Source organism: Sinorhizobium sp., from assembly GCF_059070375.1.
Map to the genome: position 1 here is coordinate 255040 of NZ_JCACWC010000001.1, position 17089 is coordinate 272128.

A 17089-nucleotide genomic window follows, 5' to 3' on the forward strand; every position below is an offset into this window, starting at 1 on the left:
GCTATATATTAGCTCGTCCGTAAGAGTGGGTGGAAGCCGCCAGGCGAGCGCGGAATGCGTAACCAGTCTCATGAGCTCGGCGTGGCTAGGCAGTGAGCACTGCGCCGAGGTGTTGCCGGACAAGCCGGTTGGCTTGGCAGACAACACGTACTAACCGCACAGCCAATGACCGACGGCCAAGTCGATCCTCGGCGACCTCGACACCTCTCGGTAGGCATTTTATCGATGTGCCAGCAAGATCTCCTTGATGACAACAGCATCGTTGTGCTTCTCGTCGCGCGCCGCGTAGACAAGTGTGATCGGACCGTTGAGCGCCAGGTTGCGCAACCGATCAAATTCCTCGCGATGCTCCTTGATCTCCTCGGCATACCGCCGGCGGAATTCCTCCCATCGGGAGGGATCGTGAGCGAACCATTTCCGCAGCTCGGTGCTTGGCGCCAGTTCCTTCGCCCAATAGTCAATTGCCGCATCGGTCTTGCTCACTCCGCGCGGCCACAGCCGGTCAACCAGGACACGCTTGCCGTCACCGTCCGTCGGACTCTCATAGGCACGCTTCAGTTTGACGTTCTTCTCGGAGATTTTGGCGCTCATGCACGTCGCTCCTGCCCTGCCTTCACGGAGATAGGGCGCGCAATCACATCTGCTACGGCCCAATCGACTTGAAGACGGCGTTGCCCACGGATCACGCGACTATGACAGGAGAAAAGCGATGAAGTTCTTTGTCGACACCGCCGATATTGCCGAAATCCGCGGGCTAGCCGCGGTAGGTGTTGTAGACGGAGTGACCACGAACCCCTCGTTGGTCGCAAAGACCGGTCGACCGATCCGGGAGGTTGTCAAGGAGATCTGCGAGGCGATCGAGGGCCCCGTCTCAGCGGAGGTCACCGCGACTGATTTCGACGGCATGGTCACCGAGGGGGAGCGCTTGGCCAGCATAGCTGCGAATGTGGCCATCAAGGTGCCCTCCACCTGGGATGGGTTCAGGGCTTGCCGGGCACTCTGCGAACGCGGGCTGAAGGTCAATGTTACCCTCTGCTTTTCAGCCAACCAGGCATTACTCGCGGCAAAAGCCGGTGCGGCCTATATTTCCCCTTTCGTCGGCAGGCTCGAAGATATCGGCCTCGATGGCATAGACGTCGTCCGGGAAATTCGGGCGATCTACGACAACGACAAATCCTTCAATACGCAAGTTCTGGCTTCCTCAATTCGCACGCCGCGGCATGTCACGCAGGCTGCAATGGCGGGCGCCGATATCGCGACGGTGCCACCGGGAGTGCTTAGGAAGCTGGCCAACCACCCACTCACGGAACAGGGGCTGGCTTCCTTCCTTGCCGACTGGGGCAGGACGGGTCAAGCCATTCGTTAGTTATCCTGTTGCCGTTTGTCCTGACCGGTGCAGCAGAAAAACTGCACACAACAGGCGACTAAATTCGTTTGCTTCATAGGCGCAGCGGTAACAAGCTGCCGTGTGAGATCAAAAGACCCGACCTGCAAAGGCGCTATCAGCAGTCACGGCGAAACCCCATCTCGATACCGAAAGGAGATACGAATGGCTCCTGGACACACAAGCATGAGTGGGCCTGATCTGGCGCGCGGTATCAGGCTTGCCGATCTTCCCGACGGCAGCAAGCTCGTCGGCCATTGCGGCGATGCGCAGGTGTTGCTTGTGCGCCGCGGGGCCGAGATCTTCGCCGTCGACGCGCATTGTACTCACTACAATGGCCCGCTCGGCGACGGACTGGTTGATGGCGACAGCGTCCGATGCCCATGGCATCACGCATGTTTCAGCTTGAGGACCGGGGAGGCCCTGCGCGCGCCCGCCTTCAGGCCGCTGGCATGCTGGTGGGTGGAACAGCGCGACGGCCATATCTTCGTCGTTGGCAAGCGCAAGCGTGCAGAAGCGGCAACAAGCGAGCGTCCTGTCGAAGCAATGCCCGAGAAGATCGTCATCGTCGGTGGCGGAGCGGCCAGCTTTTCCGCCGCTGAAATGCTGCGGCGTGAGCAGTATGCCGGCAGCATTCTCATGCTCAGCGACGACGAAGCGCCGCCTGTCGACCGGCCGAACCTTTCCAAGGACTACCTTGCCGGCAAGGCGCCGGAGAGCTGGGTTCCGCTACGGGGGGAGAGCTATTACTCCAAGAACCAGATCGACCTGCGTCTCGCTACGAAAGCGGTTCGCATCGAGCCGCAGAACCGCGAGGTCATCCTCGCTGGCGGAGGCTCGATCCCCTATGACAGGTTGCTGCTTGCGACCGGTGCAGAGCCGGTTCGCCTGACGATTCCGGGTGCCGACCAGCCCCATGTTCATACGTTGCGCTCGCTCGCCGACTGCCGCGCCATAATCGAGCGGGCCGCGACGGCCCGCCGGGTGGTCGTGCTTGGAGCGAGCTTTATCGGTCTCGAAGTCGCCGCGGCCCTGCGCGCTCGCGGTATCGAAGTCCATGTCGTCGCCCCCGACAAGCACCCGATGGGGCGGGTCCTGGGTCCGCAGATGGGCGACTTCATCCGGACCCTTCATGAAAAGAATGGCGTCGTTTTCCACCTCGAGGAGACTGCTAGCAGCATTAATGGAAGCGAGGTGAAACTGCGCAGTGGCGAAACGCTGGCCGCGGACCTCGTGGTCGCCGGCATCGGCGTGCGGCCACGCACGGAGCTCGCCGAAACGGCAGGGTTGGCAACGGACCGCGGCGTCGTCGTGAATGGTTTTCTGGAAACCAGCGAACCGGGGATCTTCGCGGCCGGTGACATCGCGCGCTGGCCGGATCCCCATAGCCGAGAGAACATCCGCGTCGAACATTGGGTGGTGGCCGAGAGGCAAGGGCAGACCGCGGCGCTGAATATGCTCGGCCGGAGCGAGAAGTTTGCAGCCGTGCCGTTCTTCTGGAGCCAGCACTACGACGTCAGGATCAATTATGTCGGCCATGCGGAGCGATGGGACGAGATCATGGTCGAAGGCGACATCTCGGGCAGGGACTGTCTGCTGCGATTCAAGCGCGACGGACGCGTACTGGCTGCCGCCTCGATATCCCGCGACATCGAAAATCTGATGACCGAGGTGGCGATGGAGCACGAAACGGCCTTCTGATGACGAGGCGGGCGCCGAACGCTCGCACGCCACAGCGATGAAGAGGAGTTGAACTATGTCAACGTCGCCCGACCGCAACCCGCCTCCCGGCGTGCACACGCCCACGCCCGCCAGGCATTACTCGAGGTCAATCATTTTCATAGACGAGATCGCCAAGCATGAGCCGCACCCCACCTCGGTCGAAATTTTCTCACACGATGGCAACAAATGGTATTGCCAGGTCCGCTGCGGCGAACAGAAAACTCAGCCAATGGGACCCTTTACCGAGCGACAAGCGGAGCGAGTTCAGGAGGCCCGCAGGTCGAGGATCGCAGAAAAGGGCACCGCGTGGCTCGTCTTCGAGCGAACCGGAGAGGATTGGTGATGAGGCAAGTTACGCGAGTTGCAGTGAAAAAAATCCTGGCCCGAACGGAAACGCCATGTCCAGAAAGCCTTGCGTTGAGTGTGACCAGCCTTCGTCTAGGGAGGCGACGTAGCGCGGATAGCGCATCGGCTGTCTATCGTCTGCTGCCTTGCAGAAGACCCGGATTTCGCCCTACTTTCGCAACGACTCCATCGTGTTCTGGCTGAGGGCGGTAGCTCCGTCTCAGGAGCGGGAGCCCTGGCGCCATACCGGCAGCCAGGGGAACCGAACGGAGATCCAGTTGATTTTGCCGGGGCGGATCTGCTCCCGGGAAGTTATGCTGAAGCTCGCGCCTTTAGGAATGTCCCCGACGTCGTGACGATAAACAGTCGCGTGACCTTCTGCGTTGATGCAGGTGTCCCGAGAACAGCTAATCTGGTCCGCAATGAGAGCCAGGACTTTCCTAATTACACTGTCTCGGTAGGGTCGCTTTTGGGGTTGGGGCTGCTCGGCTTGAGAGCGGGTCGGGCAATTGCCGTAGACGCAGAAAAGGGTGGCTTACAGAAGATCACCGTGATCCGGATTGATTTTCAAGCTCTTGCGTTTCCAGGTACCCCAATGGTGATCACCTCGACGTTATCGCCAAGGATCCCGTTGGCATCGCAGTCAGGAAGTCCCCAAGGATGAGGAGGCCCATGTTGAAATCCGGAAATGCAGGACCTGCAGTGGGCCGATTGATTCCAAGCCATATCATCCTGGCAACCGACTTCAGCGCAAGATGCGACCGAACGCAGGACCGCGCGTTCAGCTAGCGACGATCGGCATCCACACCGCAAGCACGATCTATTTCGAGGCCGCCTTGATCATCGGAGTCCTGGGGTCCGTCTCGAGCGTCGCGCTGGCAAAGTTCCTTATGCGGCGCGAGGTGATCGATGACGCATGCCGAGATTTTGCCCGCGTGGGCGCCGTTGCTAACGGCTTTCCTCGTGCTTCTCGGCGCCGGGCTGACGCTGATCGGAGCCATCGGAACCCTGCGGTTCGGCACCTTTTCGAGCGCGTGCATGCACCGACTCTCGGCACAAGCTGGGGAACCGGAGCCATCGCGCTCGCGTCGATCATCTGTTTTTCTGCGTTGGGTTTGAGGTCTGTGGCGCGAGATCCTGATCGGCGTCTTCATCGCCATTACCACGCCAGTCACCCTCATCCTCCCGCGCGGCCCTCTATCAGGACCGGACCGAAGGGATCAAGGGCATTCCGGCACGATCAGTCATGCGGCCTCCGCAAGGAAACGACCGGCCGGGCGGGGTTTGAACCGGCGGTGACGAGCCGCCGCCGTCTGCGCCAGAGAGAGACCGCTAGCGCCCGTCAAGCGAGTCCGGCCCGCGAGCGCCGTGTCGGCTCGAGCTGCGGATTCGCGCGAATTGCAATTGTCTAGCCAGCGTCCAAAGGCCGCATCTCGACCGATGGAATCCTATACCTCAAGTGACCATATCGAAGTCATGACTACTTCACGTCGACACAAGAAATACCTGGTCCTCTCAGCGTCTCTTCTGACGCGACCGTAACCCCGAGCGGCTCGAACGCAAGCGTTCGCCGCCTCGGGGATCCCCTCTCACATAGACAGTCTGGCACGCGGCTACGCGCGTGCGGCGCTCAAGCGGGCGCCGCCGCGTCTGCAGACCGCTGATGCTTCCCGAACGCCCGTTCGCCGCGTCGCTTCTGCGGACCACGCGACCGGGCCGATCAATACTGCTCATGGAGGGCAACAATGTCCGCACACGAACACTCACCAACCGAAGTCCGCCAGGATCCGACGCTTCGCAGTCCCAGGGTGACTGTCACGGGATTTTTTCTACGTGCGCTGCAACGCCGGCAGCGGAGGCGGGCGGCCGCCGCGCTTCAAAACCTCGACGACAGGCTGCTCGAGGACATTGGTATAACGAGAAATGACATCCCGCGGATTGTCGAAGGACTCTTCCGGCCGTCGGGACAGGTACAGGCGGAATCTCCGGCAACTGTCTCGCAGCCCGTCGGCCTAGTATCGAAAAGCGGCCTGAATGGCTGCCGCGCGTCAAGGCCAGCGAGGCATCGCGCCGTACGGTGGCCTGCTGGAGGCAACGATGGATAGGACAACGAAAGCGATCATCGCGGTGGGCATCTTTGGCTTGATGATCGTCGCTTTCGCGATGCTCTGAGACTGGGCCCGACTTTCCGGCGAAATTTCGTCGGCTGTAAACGATAGGTCCATAGGCCAGGTGGATGTCATGTGCATGGAGACTTTCGCCAGGATTTCGAGGCTTGCCGGGGAGGGACGAGTCCTTTCCCGGAGCAGGCTCTCTAACCTCGAATTCCGTTCCCGAGGCGCCTCGCGGCGCCGCACGAAATGGAGCAAAGCATGAGAAGATTCCGTTCAAGGCGCTCCTGCCTTTCCTGCAGCCGTTAGGTAGCAAGAGCGGCCGTCCGGTGCCCTTGGTGGATGGCCTCGGTTGTCGTGCCTGCGGCGTTTACGGACCCACCGGGACCGCGCCCTCGTCCATCGGGCCGTGCGACCTAGTCATTGTTAAAGGGTGGTCCGGTCCGCGTTTCCCGAGCCTTGCATTTCGCCCGGACACGAAATCTGCTGCTGCGGACAGAGTTTCTGAAGAAAACATAGCCAGTCCGGATCAGGCCCGATGGCTAAATGTGCAGAATGATGAAGACCAGTATCGCTATGGGGAGCGCAACGCACAGGGTGAGAAGCGTATCGCGGCCAACGGCTTCGCTGCGGCTGCGCGCATTCGGGTCAGGACGACGCATGCTCGTGTCCTCCGTTTTATTTGTTGTATTTTACCGCCGTTCTCGATGAAAATCACGGAGACATGTATCCCGTCAGCCGCCGCGGTTAATCTTGACGGAAGGACAGAGTGGTGACCGGATCATTCCCGACACATTGCTCGATGCGCTGACAACGCCAAAAGGGATGACGAGAAGGCCGAACAACAGCACCATCCAAGGCATGGTGCGATCGTCCAGGCCGCGGTTACAGTGGTGCTCGTGCCCTATTCGAACAGTGTTAGCGGCCTGCCAGTATCTCTACCGCGCAACAAAAGCAGGTGAGCCGTTGTGGCGAACCTTCTGGACCGGCGGTCCGGCACATCACGGCTTCCTGCCCACGACAAGGCAGGTCGACGTGCCATGCGCGTAGATCCGACCTTGAGCGTCCTCGATGCAGCCTTCCAGCGTGATGACGGTCCGGCCGCCGGACACCACGTGGCCGGTCACACGCATTTCGCCGGAGTCGGCGAAGATCGGGGACAAACTTGGCGGTGGTTTTGTGCGACGGGCAGGTTTCGCCGACCGAGAGCGTCGTCTGGGCGGCAAGCGCCATGACGGTGTCGAGCATCATCATGATCCAGCCGCCGTGAACCGTATTCGTCAGGTTAGAAAAGCGCGGCTCGGGCGGGCCAGCAGCCCGACCTTGCCTTCTTCCGGAGGGAGCAAGGTGAACGGGAGTATTTCCGCCATCGGTGGTCGGCGGATGCTCCCGTCCGCCAGTTTCGCAATGAGCTCCAGCCCGGAGCAGAGCTCCTGGTCGGCAGTTGCGCTGTGCGCTTCGGCCGGACGCATCGTCATCGGCGAGCTCCCGGTTCTGTATCCCCCGCAGACGACATCAGCACGCTCTCGGCGGCCGCCTCCAGGAACCGCTTCGACATCTGCTCGTCGTTGACAGCGCGCGAAAGGAGCACCGCACCGACCATCGTCGACAGAATGGCCATCGCTTTGCCGTCCGCCTCCTCGCTGTCGGTCGCGCCAATCCAATTACCAAGCATTTCAAGGTATTCCCTGATCCCGGCTTCGAATGACGCTTTCACGCCGACGCCTTGCCTGGCAGCATCCGAGCCGAGCGCAACGACGGGGCAGCCGTCCATCTTCTCTTCTCGATGTGCCATGCTGAGATAGAATGCGACCACCGCGCCAAAGGGATCCTGCGGATTGGCCGCGGCAGCAGCGGACCATCGACGAAAGGCGCTCTCCAGCGCCCGCCTGGACGCCTGCGCCGCCAGATCATCCTTGGATTCGAACTGCTTGTAGAATCCGCCTTGGGTCAGGCCGGCTCCCTTCATCAGATCCTTGAGCCCGATGCCATCAAAACCGTGCTTTCGAAAAAGCCGGCTCGCCACATCGATGACCGCTTCGCGATTTGCCTCCGCCTGGGCGCGACTAACTCTCATGTTCGACCTCGCAATTAGATTTCACTTGACATCTATATCACGTTTAGATTTAGATCGCAATCCAAATAGAGGCAGCACCCGCCAACAAGGGTCATCGGACATGAACCGCAAACTTCTTCTCACATCGATCGGCCTTGTGGCTGCCGCCGGGGGCGCGGCGTTCGCCTTCGTTTTCGAAACGCCAGCACGGTATGCGGAGGCCGCCGATCCCCGCCTCGCGCCACCGCTTGTAAGAATGGCTGAAGCCACCAGACCGGAAAGCGCCGAGCGGGCCTTCACAGGTACGATCGCCGCCCGAGTGCAGAGCAACCTTGGCTTTCGCGTATCTGGCAAGATCATTGAGCGAATGATCGACGTCGGTCAGCAGGTCAAGGCGGGTCAGGCTCTGATGCGCATCGACGAAACCGATTTGCGTCTTGCGCTGACTGCCAAGCGCAATGCGGTCGCCGCGGCCCGAGCGGTCCTCGTTCAGGCAAGCGCGGACGAGAGGCGCTATGCCGCTCTTGTCAAAGGCGGAGTCGCTGCTACTCCCCAGCGTTACGAGCAGGCCAAGGCGGCGCGCGACACCGCCGCGGCGCAACTCGCCGTCGCGGAAGCGGAAGCCAAAGTTGCAGAGAATGAAGCGACGTACTCGATCCTTGTGGCGGATGCGGACGGAACGGTGGTCGCGACGCTCGGCGAACCCGGACAGGTCATCGCGGCGGGACAGACGGTAGTCCAACTCGCGCATGCAGGCCCGCGCGAGGCCTTGGTCGCGCTACCCGAAACCGTTCGTCCCGCGATCGGATCGGACGCCGAAGCAAGTGTCTATGGAAGTGATGGGCGACGCGGAAGAGCGCGTCTGCGGCAGATCTCCGATGCCGCTGATCCTCAGACCCGCACATACGAAGCGCGTTACGTGCTCGATGGCGACGCCGCCTCGGCGCCGCTTGGTGCGACGGTTACGATCAGCATCCTAAACGGAGAAGGGCAGTCGGAGGTCGCGGTGCCGGTCGGCGCCGTGTTGAATGACGGCAGCCGAACCGGGGTTTGGGTTGTCGACCAATCCTCTGCCACCGTGCACTTCGCTCCTGTCGAGGTCAAACGGCTTGGTGAAGAAACAGCATTTGTCACCGGGATCGAGTCTGGGGAGCAGGTCGTCGCCCTCGGGGCGCATCTCCTCAAAGATGGTGCGCCCGTCCGGACCGAGCTCAAGGCGGAGGTGTCCAACCGATGAGCTTCAATCTTTCCGCGCTCGCGGTTCGCGAGCGAGCCGTCACCTTGTTCTTCATTGTTCTGCTGGCCGTTGGCGGCGTCTATGCGTTCATCAGTCTTGGGCGCGCGGAGGATCCCTCTTTCACCATCAAGACCCTGACGGTCACTACCGTATGGCCAGGCGCTACGGCGCGGGAAATGCAGGATCTTGTCGCGGAGCCGCTCGAAAAGCGCATCCAGGAACTGACCTGGTACGATCGCGTCGAGACGACGACAAGGCCGGGCTACGCCTTTCTGACCGTGACGCTAAAAGACAGCACGCCAGCCACGGCTGTCGAAGAGGAGTTCTATCAGGCGCGCAAGAAGTTGGGGGACGAAGCCCGCAACCTGCCTTCTGGCGTCTTCGGCCCCTTCGTAAACGATGAATATTCGGACGTGAGCTTCGCGCTTTATGCGCTAAAGGCCAAGGGCATGCCCATGCGCGAGCTTGTGCGGCAGGCAGAGGTGATCCGCCAGGATCTTCTGCACGTTCCGGGCGTCAAAAAGATCAACATTTTGGGGGAGCGACCGGAACAGATCTTTGTCGAGTTCTCGTATGCAAAGCTCGCGACCCTTGGTATTTCAGCACAGGACATCGCTGCGGCTTTGCAAAGGCAAAACACCGTGACGCCGGGAGGCTCGATCGATACACGCGGGCCGCAGGTCTTTATCCGGTTCGATGGCGCCTACAACAGTGTGCAGGCAATTGCCGACACGCCGATCGTCGCTGCCGGACGCACGTTGAAACTCTCTGATTTCGCGAAGGTGCGGCGCGGCTATCAAGACCCCGCGACCTACATCATCCGCCATGAAGGCGAGCCCGCCATCATGTTGGGCGCGGTGATGCAGCAGGGCTGGAACGGTCTGGAACTCGGAAAGGCGCTCGAAGAAAGATCTGCCGCGATCGCACAGACGCTGCCGCTCGGTATGACGCTCGCCAAGGTCAGCGACCAAGCCGTCAACATCGACGCCGCGGTCGGCGAGTTCATGCTGAAGTTTGCGATGGCGCTCGGGGTTGTGTTGCTCGTGAGCCTACTCAGCCTCGGTTGGCGTGTCGGGATCGTCGTGGCACTGGCCGTTCCGCTGACGCTTGCCGTCGTCTTCCTCATCATGCTGGAAACCGGCCGGTTCTTCGATCGCATCACACTCGGCGCTCTTATCCTGGCGCTCGGCCTTCTCGTCGACGACGCCATCATCGCCATTGAGGTGATGGTGGTGAAGATGGAAGAGGGCATGGACCGCATCAAGGCGGCCGCCTATGCCTGGAGCCATACGGCAGCGCCGATGCTCTCCGGTACACTCGTGACCATCATCGGACTAATGCCCGTTGGTTTCGCCAGATCAACCGCGGGCGAGTACGCCGGCAACATCTTCTGGGTCGTGGGCTTCGCGCTCATCGTTTCCTGGATCGTCGCGGTGATCTTCACGCCTTACCTCGGCGTCAAGATGCTGCCGGCGATCAAACCAGTCGAGGGCGGCCACCACGCTATCTACGACACGCCAAATTACCGGCGCCTGCGGGGGGTCATCAAGTTTGCCGTGCGCCACAAGTTCGTCACGTGCGCCGTCGTCGGCGTCGTCATGGCGCTTTCGGTTGTTGGAATGGAAGGGGTGAAACAGCAGTTCTTCCCGACGTCAGATCGTCCCGAGGTGCTGGTCGAAGTCCGCATGCCCGAAGGTGCGAGCATCGAGACGACGACAGCCGCGGTCGAGAAGGTCGAAGGCTGGCTGCAAAACCAGCCCGAGGCAAAGATCGTCACCAGCTATGTCGGGCAGGGCGCTCCCCGCTTCTTTTTTGCGATGGCACCGGAATTGCCGGACCCCGCTTTCGCCAAGATCGTTGTGCTCACCCCTGACTCTCACGCGCGCGAGGCTTTGAAGCTGCGCCTTCGGGCTGCCGTTTCAGACGGGCTGGTTCCCGAAGCCTACGTCCGTGTCACCCAGCTTGTGTTTGGTCCGTATACGCCGTTTCCGGTCGAGTTCCGCATCATGGGGCCGGATCCTGCGCAATTGTACCAGATCTCCGAGAAAGCCCTCGAAATCATGCAAGGCGTACCGGACGTCCGTCAGGCAAACCGCGACTGGGGCAATCGTACGCCCGTGCTTCGCTTTGTCCCCGAGCAGGACCGGCTGAATCTGATTGGCCTTTCGCCGGCTGAGGCAGCCCAGCAGATGCAGTTGCTGCTGAGTGGCATTCCGGTGACGCAGGTTCGCGAGAACATCCGCAACGTGCCCGTCGTCGCACGCAGTGCTGGCCAGAGCCGTCTCGATCCGGCGAGGCTCGCCGACTTCTCGCTGATGAGCAGGGACGGCCGTCAGGTTCCGCTCGATCAGATCGGCCATTCCGAAATCCGGTTTGAGGAACCGATCCTGAAGCGTCGCGATCGAACGCCGGTCATCACGATCCGATCGGACATTAACGAGGCGACGCAGCCCCCGGAGGTCTCACAGCAGATCATGAAAGCACTTCAGCCGTTGATCGCCTCGCTCCCCGTCGGATATCGCATCGAGATGGGTGGAAACATCGAGGAATCGCTCAAGGCCAATGTCGCGCTGGTCAAAATCTTCCCGGCCATGATTGCCGCCATGCTGATCGTCATCATCCTCCAGGTTCGCAGCCTCTCAACGATGACCATGGTCATGTTGACGGCGCCGCTCGGTCTTGCCGGGGTGGTTCCGGTGTTGCTCCTCTTCAATCAGCCTTTCGGCTTCAATGCCATTCTCGGATTGATAGGACTGGCGGGAATCCTGATGCGCAACACCTTGATTCTGACCGAACAGATCAAAGAGAACCAGGAGGCGGGCCTCGACGACTATCACGCCGTTATCGAGGCGACGGTACAGCGGACACGCCCGGTGATCCTGACCGCACTTGCCGCCGTCCTTGCCTTCATTCCGCTTACCCATTCGGTGTTTTGGGGATCGATGGCCTATACGCTGATCGGCGGCACGGCGGTCGGCACGGTGATGATCCTGCTCTTCCTTCCGGCACTGTACGCGGCGTGGTTCAGGATCAGGTCGACTGCAGATGACATCCATGAGGAGCCGACCGGGGAGCCGGAATTGCGAATAGCAATGGCTGCCGAGTAGCGTCTGTCGCGGGCTCGATGGCCTTGCCCGAACGAGCTGGGCCAGCCTCGCGACTCTACCGCTCGTAGAGGCGTCACGGCCGGACCGTTTCGTTCATCCAATCTGGGGACATCTATGGATTATCCCGTCCGGCCGGGGGCAGATACCGAGCGCATGCGTGCGCGCATCCTGGAGGTGGCGGAGGAGCACTTCCGCCGCATAGGTCATCATAAGACTTCGGTAGCCGACATTGCCTCCGAACTCGCCATGAGCCGGGCGAACGTCTACCGTTTCTTTCCTTCGAGGGATGCAATCAAGGAATCCATCTGCAGGCAAGTCTTGAACGGTACCGCCGAGGTCGCCCTTGCCATCGCACGCAGGAGCGCGCCGCCCTCGGAGAAACTCGAGGAACTCCTGACCGCCGTTCACCACCACAACAAGACGAAACTGCTCAACGACAAGCGCATGCACGACATGGTTGTAGGGGCGATGCAGGAGAACCGGCCGGTCACCAAGGCGCATGCTGAGCAGATGGTGACGATCTTCGAGACAATCATCCGCGAGGGCATCGAAACGGGCGAGTTCGAGATCGAAGATCCCGCCGAAGCGGCGCGCGCAGTAAAGACCGCATTCATGCCGTTCTTCCATCCGGTTCTGATCGAGCACCGCCATCGACACAGAGAAGATACCGAAGCGGGCCTGCGTGAGCAAATTCGGTTCATCCTAAAGGCCCTCGGAAGGTCCGACCATGCCCGCTGACCAGCCCGATGCGGACCTAGCCGCCTCAGTATCTGACAGTCGGCTTAGGGTCGCACTTTGCCGTCTACAGGAAGACTACCCAACGGCTGTTGTGTCGCGAAACCCTGCCAAAAAGCCCTGCCGCGGGAAAGTTGTCAGGGTCACTAGGGTGCACCGCCCGATTGCTTAAAACCTGCTGAATTTTTTTGGGCGATCGTCAGATCAGAAAGGGCGTTACAGGCGGAAATTGTGCCTGCGTGGAGACCTGAATTTTCACATAAACGAAGGCTTGTCGAAATAGCCTTGAAATTCCGCCTGTTTTCTCAGCGCGAGCGAAAAGCGCCGCGCAGCCGCAATGTCGGTGCGCCGAGTTCTCAACGCGCTGATTGCAACGATGCTCGCGCGTTCGCCACCGAGTCATGTTAAGGCGGACGCAGGTGAGGTTGCGAGCCGATAGCCGGTCGCGCAATCCACGCCTTGAGAAGCACCCCCTCTCTCTGGGAAGTGGTCTCAGCGGAGTTGGAGTGCTTGCCACAGAGGGCGCAGTTTGCTTTCGTTCCTGCGTTTCAATTTGGGAAGAAACCAATGACGGTGCAGCGGCGGAGGCGGATCATAAAACGGCGGCGGAGTTCTGTTGGTCTTGCGCTTGTCGCTGCAATATCGTTCCTGGCGGGCATGACCGACGCCATAGGACTCATGTCCATCGGAGACTTCGTGTCCTTCATGAGCGGCAACACGACTCGTGCGTCCGTCGCCCTCGTCCAAGGCGATGCCGCTCAAGGGTTGCTTCTCATCGGAGGGCTGGTCAGCTTCGTATTCGGGAACGCCGCGGGCGTGATCGTATCGATCCGGCTTAGACCGCAAGCCGCCTTGTTGTTTGTATCGGTTCTCCTCGCATGCGCCGCGTTGCAAGAAGGCCAACCAGAACTCCGTTTCGTTTTGCTCATTTTCGCCATGGGAGCGGTCAACGCCTCTGTCGAGCAGATCGAAGGTCTACCGGTTGGTTTGACGTACGTCACGGGGGCACTCTCGCGCTTCGGCCGTGGCCTCGGGCGGTGGGCGATGGGCGTCCGCAACACGCAGTGGATCATTCAAATCGTGCCGTGGCTCGGCATGTTTGCAGGAGCCATCATGGGCGCGGCCCTGGTGCGAGAAGCAGGGGATCTCGCTCTGTGGGTGCCGTCGCTTGCCGCCCTGTTGCTTACTGCCGTAGCGTTCCAGATACCCCGCCGCTGGCAAAGTAGGTTCATCCAAAATCGTTAGGGCGAATGTGCCCGTGCTGTCCCTCTGCACCGCATCCAAGTCAGGGTTGCCAGCCAGGTCGGGCGGCCCTGGTTTGTGCGGGCCACCGTCTCGCTTCTGAGGCAACTTTTCTCGTGGAAATGCCCTTCTTTGATGCCCGTCAAGGAACGCTGGCTCGCCCAGCCGCTAAGCTCTTGCTCGTTAGCGCTGCTCGAAGGAGGTGCGCAATGCCGGCTCCGCCGGCGCCAACATCGAGCTTTGGAGTATATCGACATGACGATGACAGCCGCTGTGGTCCGAGAGTTCGGCAAGCCGCTTGTGATTGAGGAAGTTCCGGTTCGCAGCCAGGACCCGGACAGGTCCTGATCAAATACGAGGCCACGGGCGTGTGCCACACCGACCTGCATGCCGCCAAGGGCGACTGGCCGGTGAGACCCAATCCGCCTTTCATTCCCGGTCACGAGGGCGTGGCTACGTTGCCAAGCTCGGGGCCGGCGTCACGCGCCTGAAGGAAGGGGACCGGGTCGGCGTGCCGTGGTTGCACACCGCCTGCGGCTGCTGCACGCCGTGCCGCACCGGCTGGGAGACGCTCTGCGGCAGCCAGCAGAATACCGGCTACTCGGTCGACGGCACTTTTGCCCAATATGGCCTAGCTGATCCCGATTACGTCGGGCGGCTGCCAACGACGTTGGAATTCGGACCGGCCGCTCCGGTGCTCTGTGCCGGCGTTACAGTCTACAAAGGCCTAAAGGAGACGGAGGTCAGACCCGGAGAATGGGTTCTGGTCTCCGGCATCGGCGGCCTCGGCCACATGGCCGTCCAGTACGCCAAGGCCATGGGCATGCATGTCGCCGCAGCCGACATATTCTCCGAAAAGCTCGCCCTTGCCGAGAACCTCGGCGCCGATCTTGTTGTCGACGCGCGGGCGCCCGACGTCGTCAAAGAGGTGCAGAGGCGAACGGGCGGCCTGCACGGCGCGCTGGTCACGGCAGTCTCGCCGAAGGCCATGGAACAGGCCTACAGCATGCTGCGCTCGAAAGGTACGATGGCACTGGTCGGTCTGCCGCCCGGCCAGATCTGCCTGCCGGTGTTCGACACGGTGCTGAAGCGTATCACGGTGCGGGGTTCGATCGTCGGCACCCGCCAGGATCTCGAGGAGGCATTAGAATTTGCCGGCGAGGGCAAGGTCGCGGCCCACTTCTCCTGGGACAAGATCGAGAACATCAACGCCATCTTCGAGCGGATGGAAGAAGGCAAGATAGACGGCCGTATCGTTCTCGATCTGAACGGTTGAGTCTTCGATTACAGACCGCGGTGTCGACGAGACTACCGTCTGGCCACCTATCCGGTAGACAGACGGTAGTCTCACTCTTGGTCTAAGCGGCAGCGATATGAGTCGCGCGCGAGTGCTGGGAAGGCCTGGTGTCAATCTAATTCACTCTCACGCCAGGTATGTAACTGGGGAGAGTGCAAAGCTTACTTAGGATTCAACGAGTTCCCCGAAGAGCAGACCAATTATTAAAACATGCGCTCCCAACACTCGGCTGTCGCGGCTTCATTTTCTTACCGGCCGTCAGGGTCGGATACGGAGAGGACGGCGCGTGTCACGAAGAACACACCGATCTGTACCGCGGGCGTGCTTTTGCTCCTCCTGGAGCGCTTCGAAAAGAGAACTCATCTCCCCAACAGCGATGGTCTGAGACATGACGATGTCCAGTGCCGCTTCTCGCCACGGGGTTCGCTTCAAGGCGTTCATACAGTCCATCCCTTCATTATACTGAGTGGCTTTACTCATCGATGCCAGCAGACGCGCAACTGGCGCTTTCGGAAATCTCCTTCACCATGTCGCTTGCAAACCGAAGCTGGCGCGATTGTCTCAACAGACTTGAACCCAGTTCTGCGGTCGCGGCGATGTCGCCGAAGAGCAGGCCGGCTTCAACAATCATGCCGTCGTCCAGCGCCGCGGGTTCGTTCGAGTTCGAAATCAGCAAGCAGCACGAGCAGCGCCTCGATCCTTCGCCGTTGCTCAGCGGCAGCGGCCAGCAGGCGCTGCGCGATTCGGTTCCGTTCAAGTCTTTCCAGGTCGCGCAGCGCCCCGTCCACTCGGTCGCGGCATTCACAATCGATGGCGCTGCTCAGGACCGCGCCACGCATGCGCCCGACTGCGCTTCTGATCTCCTCGTTTGCTTGTGCGAAGGTCGAGGCGATTTCCAATCCGGAATCGTTGGCTTTCATGTGTTTGCTCTGTGTGCAATGTTGCGTGCGCGGGCGACCCAGGCGGCGCCTTCCTGTCCGTGGTGAAACCCGTTGGAGAACGGGGCGGCGGGATAGATCTGCCGCAGCCGGACGAGACCGTCTTCAGCATCCACGCGGCCCTGCAGGACCTCGTCGTAGAGATGGGCGACCGCCACCATGTCACAATCCTGTGGCGAAAGGCGAAAGCGCCTCACTCCGGAACCGATGAGGTCCGACAGATCGGCTAGGAGCGCCTGACAGGTGAAGGAAACCGTCTGCACGCCGTTGAGTGCCAGAAAGGACTGCCCGTCGAGCGTGTTCACGGCCAGTCCGTCAGGATCGTCCTTGCAGACGAACTGGCAGTTGTCCTTGATGTGCCCCTTGGCGCGGGCATGAGCGCAGCGGGCAGAAATTGCAAGTGGCATGCGGCCGAAGGAGAGCACTTCGAAGTCGACGCCCGTCGTTTGCGAAACGATCTCGTCGATCGACCTTGCCGGAAGTTCTGGGGGCAGGCATATGCTCCTTGCGCCCCGCCGCGCAAGCACACGGGCGGTCGCAGCGTTGTAGACGTTGACAAGCGGCCCGATCCAGTGCGGCTCGCCTTCAAGCAGGGCCAGAGCGGAGAGATCGTTCGCCTCGACGGGGTAGGGGCTGTCGGCAACCAGACTGCGCACATACTGGCTCTCGCGCTCGAGCGTCACGAGGGCGAGGGTGGAAAAGACGATGCGTTTTCCCGCCGCCAGGAGCCGTTCGATCACCGGCGGGAGATGGGGATCGGTAAAGTGCAGCCGCTTCGAGCAGACGGTCTCTCCGATGACGACGTGGGTCACCGGAGCCTCGTCTGCGATGCGAAAGTAGAAGTCCCGCCACTTTTCCCCCTCCCAGAGATAGAGGACCGGACCGAGCGTCAGCGTGGGTTTGCCGGCATTCATG

Annotated in this window: 15 protein-coding genes and 4 pseudogenes; 12 read left to right on the forward strand and 7 right to left on the reverse strand. The window is 61.0% G+C overall.

All coding sequences use genetic code 11. The features are described 5' to 3' along the window. Nucleotides 1–219: 219 nt before the first annotated feature. A complete protein-coding gene (locus AC5J09_RS01240) occupies nt 220–591 on the reverse strand; it encodes a DUF488 domain-containing protein (protein WP_379939624.1) in 372 nt (123 codons plus the stop codon). A gap of 118 nt (nt 592–709) precedes the next feature. Between AC5J09_RS01240 and fsa the strand changes: the two genes are divergently transcribed. From fsa to AC5J09_RS01275, 7 genes and pseudogenes are all read left to right on the forward strand, one after another. Continuing rightward, complete coding sequence (fsa, locus tag AC5J09_RS01245) at nt 710–1366, forward strand: fructose-6-phosphate aldolase (RefSeq protein ID WP_494296639.1); 657 nt, start codon at nt 710–712, stop codon at nt 1364–1366. Nucleotides 1367–1549: 183 nt separating this feature from the next. Further along, nucleotides 1550–3085 carry an FAD-dependent oxidoreductase gene (locus tag AC5J09_RS01250; RefSeq protein ID WP_494296640.1) on the forward strand — a complete coding sequence of 512 codons (1536 nt, stop codon included), beginning with the start codon at nt 1550–1552 and terminating at the stop codon, nt 3083–3085. Between the two features lie 718 nt (nt 3086–3803). Further along, nucleotides 3804–4115 (forward strand): hypothetical protein, encoded by a 312-nt coding sequence (locus AC5J09_RS01255; RefSeq protein ID WP_494296641.1) that lies wholly within the window; start codon nt 3804–3806, stop codon nt 4113–4115. Between the two features lie 115 nt (nt 4116–4230). Further along, nucleotides 4231–4362: pseudogene (locus AC5J09_RS01260) on the forward strand (monovalent cation/H+ antiporter complex subunit F); the annotation flags it as partial. Then, nucleotides 4361–4739, forward strand: a pseudogene (gene mnhG, locus AC5J09_RS01265) (monovalent cation/H(+) antiporter subunit G). The pseudogenes AC5J09_RS01260 and mnhG, both read left to right, overlap by 2 nt. Before the next feature lie 457 nt (nt 4740–5196). Then, nucleotides 5197–5370, forward strand: a pseudogene (locus AC5J09_RS01270) (YjiS-like domain-containing protein); the annotation flags it as partial. 115 nt (nt 5371–5485) lie between these two features. Then, nucleotides 5486–5623 carry a hypothetical protein gene (locus AC5J09_RS01275; protein ID WP_324765222.1) on the forward strand — a complete coding sequence of 46 codons (138 nt, stop codon included), beginning with the start codon at nt 5486–5488 and terminating at the stop codon, nt 5621–5623. A 940-nt stretch (nt 5624–6563) separates the two neighbouring features. Here AC5J09_RS01275 and AC5J09_RS01280 read toward each other — a convergent pair. The 3 genes from AC5J09_RS01280 to AC5J09_RS01290 all read right to left on the reverse strand — a co-directional run bounded on the left by AC5J09_RS01280 (nt 6564) and on the right by AC5J09_RS01290 (nt 7639). Beyond that, a complete protein-coding gene (locus tag AC5J09_RS01280) occupies nt 6564–6689 on the reverse strand; it encodes a hypothetical protein (protein ID WP_494296642.1) in 126 nt (41 codons plus the stop codon). A 153-nt stretch (nt 6690–6842) separates the two neighbouring features. Then, on the reverse strand, nt 6843–7040 hold the full coding sequence (locus AC5J09_RS01285) for a hypothetical protein (RefSeq protein WP_338280716.1): 198 nt from the start codon (nt 7038–7040) through the stop codon (nt 6843–6845). Further along, a complete protein-coding gene (locus AC5J09_RS01290) occupies nt 7037–7639 on the reverse strand; it encodes a TetR/AcrR family transcriptional regulator (protein WP_494296643.1) in 603 nt (200 codons plus the stop codon). Before AC5J09_RS01290 ends, AC5J09_RS01285 begins: the two co-directional genes overlap by 4 nt. Nucleotides 7640–7739: 100 nt before the next feature. Between AC5J09_RS01290 and AC5J09_RS01295 the strand changes: the two genes are divergently transcribed. The 5 genes and pseudogenes from AC5J09_RS01295 (at nt 7740) to adhP (ending at nt 15215) form a co-directional block, all read left to right on the forward strand. Further along, a complete protein-coding gene (locus AC5J09_RS01295) occupies nt 7740–8855 on the forward strand; it encodes an efflux RND transporter periplasmic adaptor subunit (RefSeq protein ID WP_494297044.1) in 1116 nt (371 codons plus the stop codon). Then, on the forward strand, nt 8852–11962 hold the full coding sequence (locus AC5J09_RS01300) for an efflux RND transporter permease subunit (protein WP_494296644.1): 3111 nt from the start codon (nt 8852–8854) through the stop codon (nt 11960–11962). The genes AC5J09_RS01295 and AC5J09_RS01300 overlap by 4 nt, the downstream gene beginning before the upstream one ends. 114 nt (nt 11963–12076) lie before the next feature. Beyond that, the gene (locus tag AC5J09_RS01305) at nt 12077–12700 is read left to right on the forward strand and encodes a TetR/AcrR family transcriptional regulator (protein WP_494296645.1); all 624 of its coding nucleotides are present in this window, start codon (nt 12077–12079) and stop codon (nt 12698–12700) included. 564 nt (nt 12701–13264) lie between these two features. Beyond that, nucleotides 13265–13942: a YoaK family protein gene (locus AC5J09_RS01310; RefSeq protein ID WP_494296646.1), complete on the forward strand. Its 678-nt coding sequence runs from the start codon at nt 13265–13267 to the stop codon at nt 13940–13942. 252 nt (nt 13943–14194) lie between these two features. After that, nucleotides 14195–15215: pseudogene (gene adhP, locus AC5J09_RS01315) on the forward strand (alcohol dehydrogenase AdhP). 493 nt (nt 15216–15708) lie between these two features. On the opposite strand, the gene AC5J09_RS01320 reads toward adhP, so the two are convergent. The 3 genes from AC5J09_RS01320 to ubiV are packed head-to-tail and all read right to left on the reverse strand — an operon-like array spanning nt 15709 to nt 17088. Beyond that, nucleotides 15709–15867, reverse strand: coding sequence for a hypothetical protein (locus tag AC5J09_RS01320; RefSeq protein WP_494296647.1), 159 nt, complete (start codon nt 15865–15867; stop codon nt 15709–15711). Then, entirely contained in the window at nt 15857–16156 is a 300-nt protein-coding gene (locus tag AC5J09_RS01325) for a hypothetical protein (protein WP_494296648.1), read from the reverse strand. The genes AC5J09_RS01320 and AC5J09_RS01325 overlap by 11 nt, the downstream gene beginning before the upstream one ends. Then, a complete protein-coding gene (gene ubiV, locus AC5J09_RS01330) occupies nt 16153–17088 on the reverse strand; it encodes a ubiquinone anaerobic biosynthesis protein UbiV (protein ID WP_494296649.1) in 936 nt (311 codons plus the stop codon). The genes AC5J09_RS01325 and ubiV overlap by 4 nt, the downstream gene beginning before the upstream one ends. Between the last annotated feature and the right edge of the window lies 1 nt (nt 17089).

What these genes read in the sequence shown, in the direction of transcription:
- AC5J09_RS01295 (WP_494297044.1), top strand. Translation starts at nt 7,740, where the DNA reads ATGAACCGCAAACTTCTTCTCACATCGATCGGCCTTGTGGCTGCCGCC.
- AC5J09_RS01320 (WP_494296647.1), bottom strand. Translation starts at nt 15,867, where the DNA reads ATGATTGTTGAAGCCGGCCTGCTCTTCGGCGACATCGCCGCGACCGCA.
- AC5J09_RS01290 (WP_494296643.1), bottom strand. Translation starts at nt 7,639, where the DNA reads ATGAGAGTTAGTCGCGCCCAGGCGGAGGCAAATCGCGAAGCGGTCATC.
- AC5J09_RS01285 (WP_338280716.1), bottom strand. Translation starts at nt 7,040, where the DNA reads ATGACGATGCGTCCGGCCGAAGCGCACAGCGCAACTGCCGACCAGGAG.
- AC5J09_RS01310 (WP_494296646.1), top strand. Translation starts at nt 13,265, where the DNA reads ATGACGGTGCAGCGGCGGAGGCGGATCATAAAACGGCGGCGGAGTTCT.
- AC5J09_RS01300 (WP_494296644.1), top strand. Translation starts at nt 8,852, where the DNA reads ATGAGCTTCAATCTTTCCGCGCTCGCGGTTCGCGAGCGAGCCGTCACC.
- AC5J09_RS01250 (WP_494296640.1), top strand. Translation starts at nt 1,550, where the DNA reads ATGGCTCCTGGACACACAAGCATGAGTGGGCCTGATCTGGCGCGCGGT.
- AC5J09_RS01240 (WP_379939624.1), bottom strand. Translation starts at nt 591, where the DNA reads ATGAGCGCCAAAATCTCCGAGAAGAACGTCAAACTGAAGCGTGCCTAT.
- fsa (WP_494296639.1), top strand. Translation starts at nt 710, where the DNA reads ATGAAGTTCTTTGTCGACACCGCCGATATTGCCGAAATCCGCGGGCTA.
- AC5J09_RS01305 (WP_494296645.1), top strand. Translation starts at nt 12,077, where the DNA reads ATGGATTATCCCGTCCGGCCGGGGGCAGATACCGAGCGCATGCGTGCG.
- AC5J09_RS01275 (WP_324765222.1), top strand. Translation starts at nt 5,486, where the DNA reads ATGGCTGCCGCGCGTCAAGGCCAGCGAGGCATCGCGCCGTACGGTGGC.
- ubiV (WP_494296649.1), bottom strand. Translation starts at nt 17,088, where the DNA reads ATGAATGCCGGCAAACCCACGCTGACGCTCGGTCCGGTCCTCTATCTC.
- AC5J09_RS01325 (WP_494296648.1), bottom strand. Translation starts at nt 16,156, where the DNA reads ATGAAAGCCAACGATTCCGGATTGGAAATCGCCTCGACCTTCGCACAA.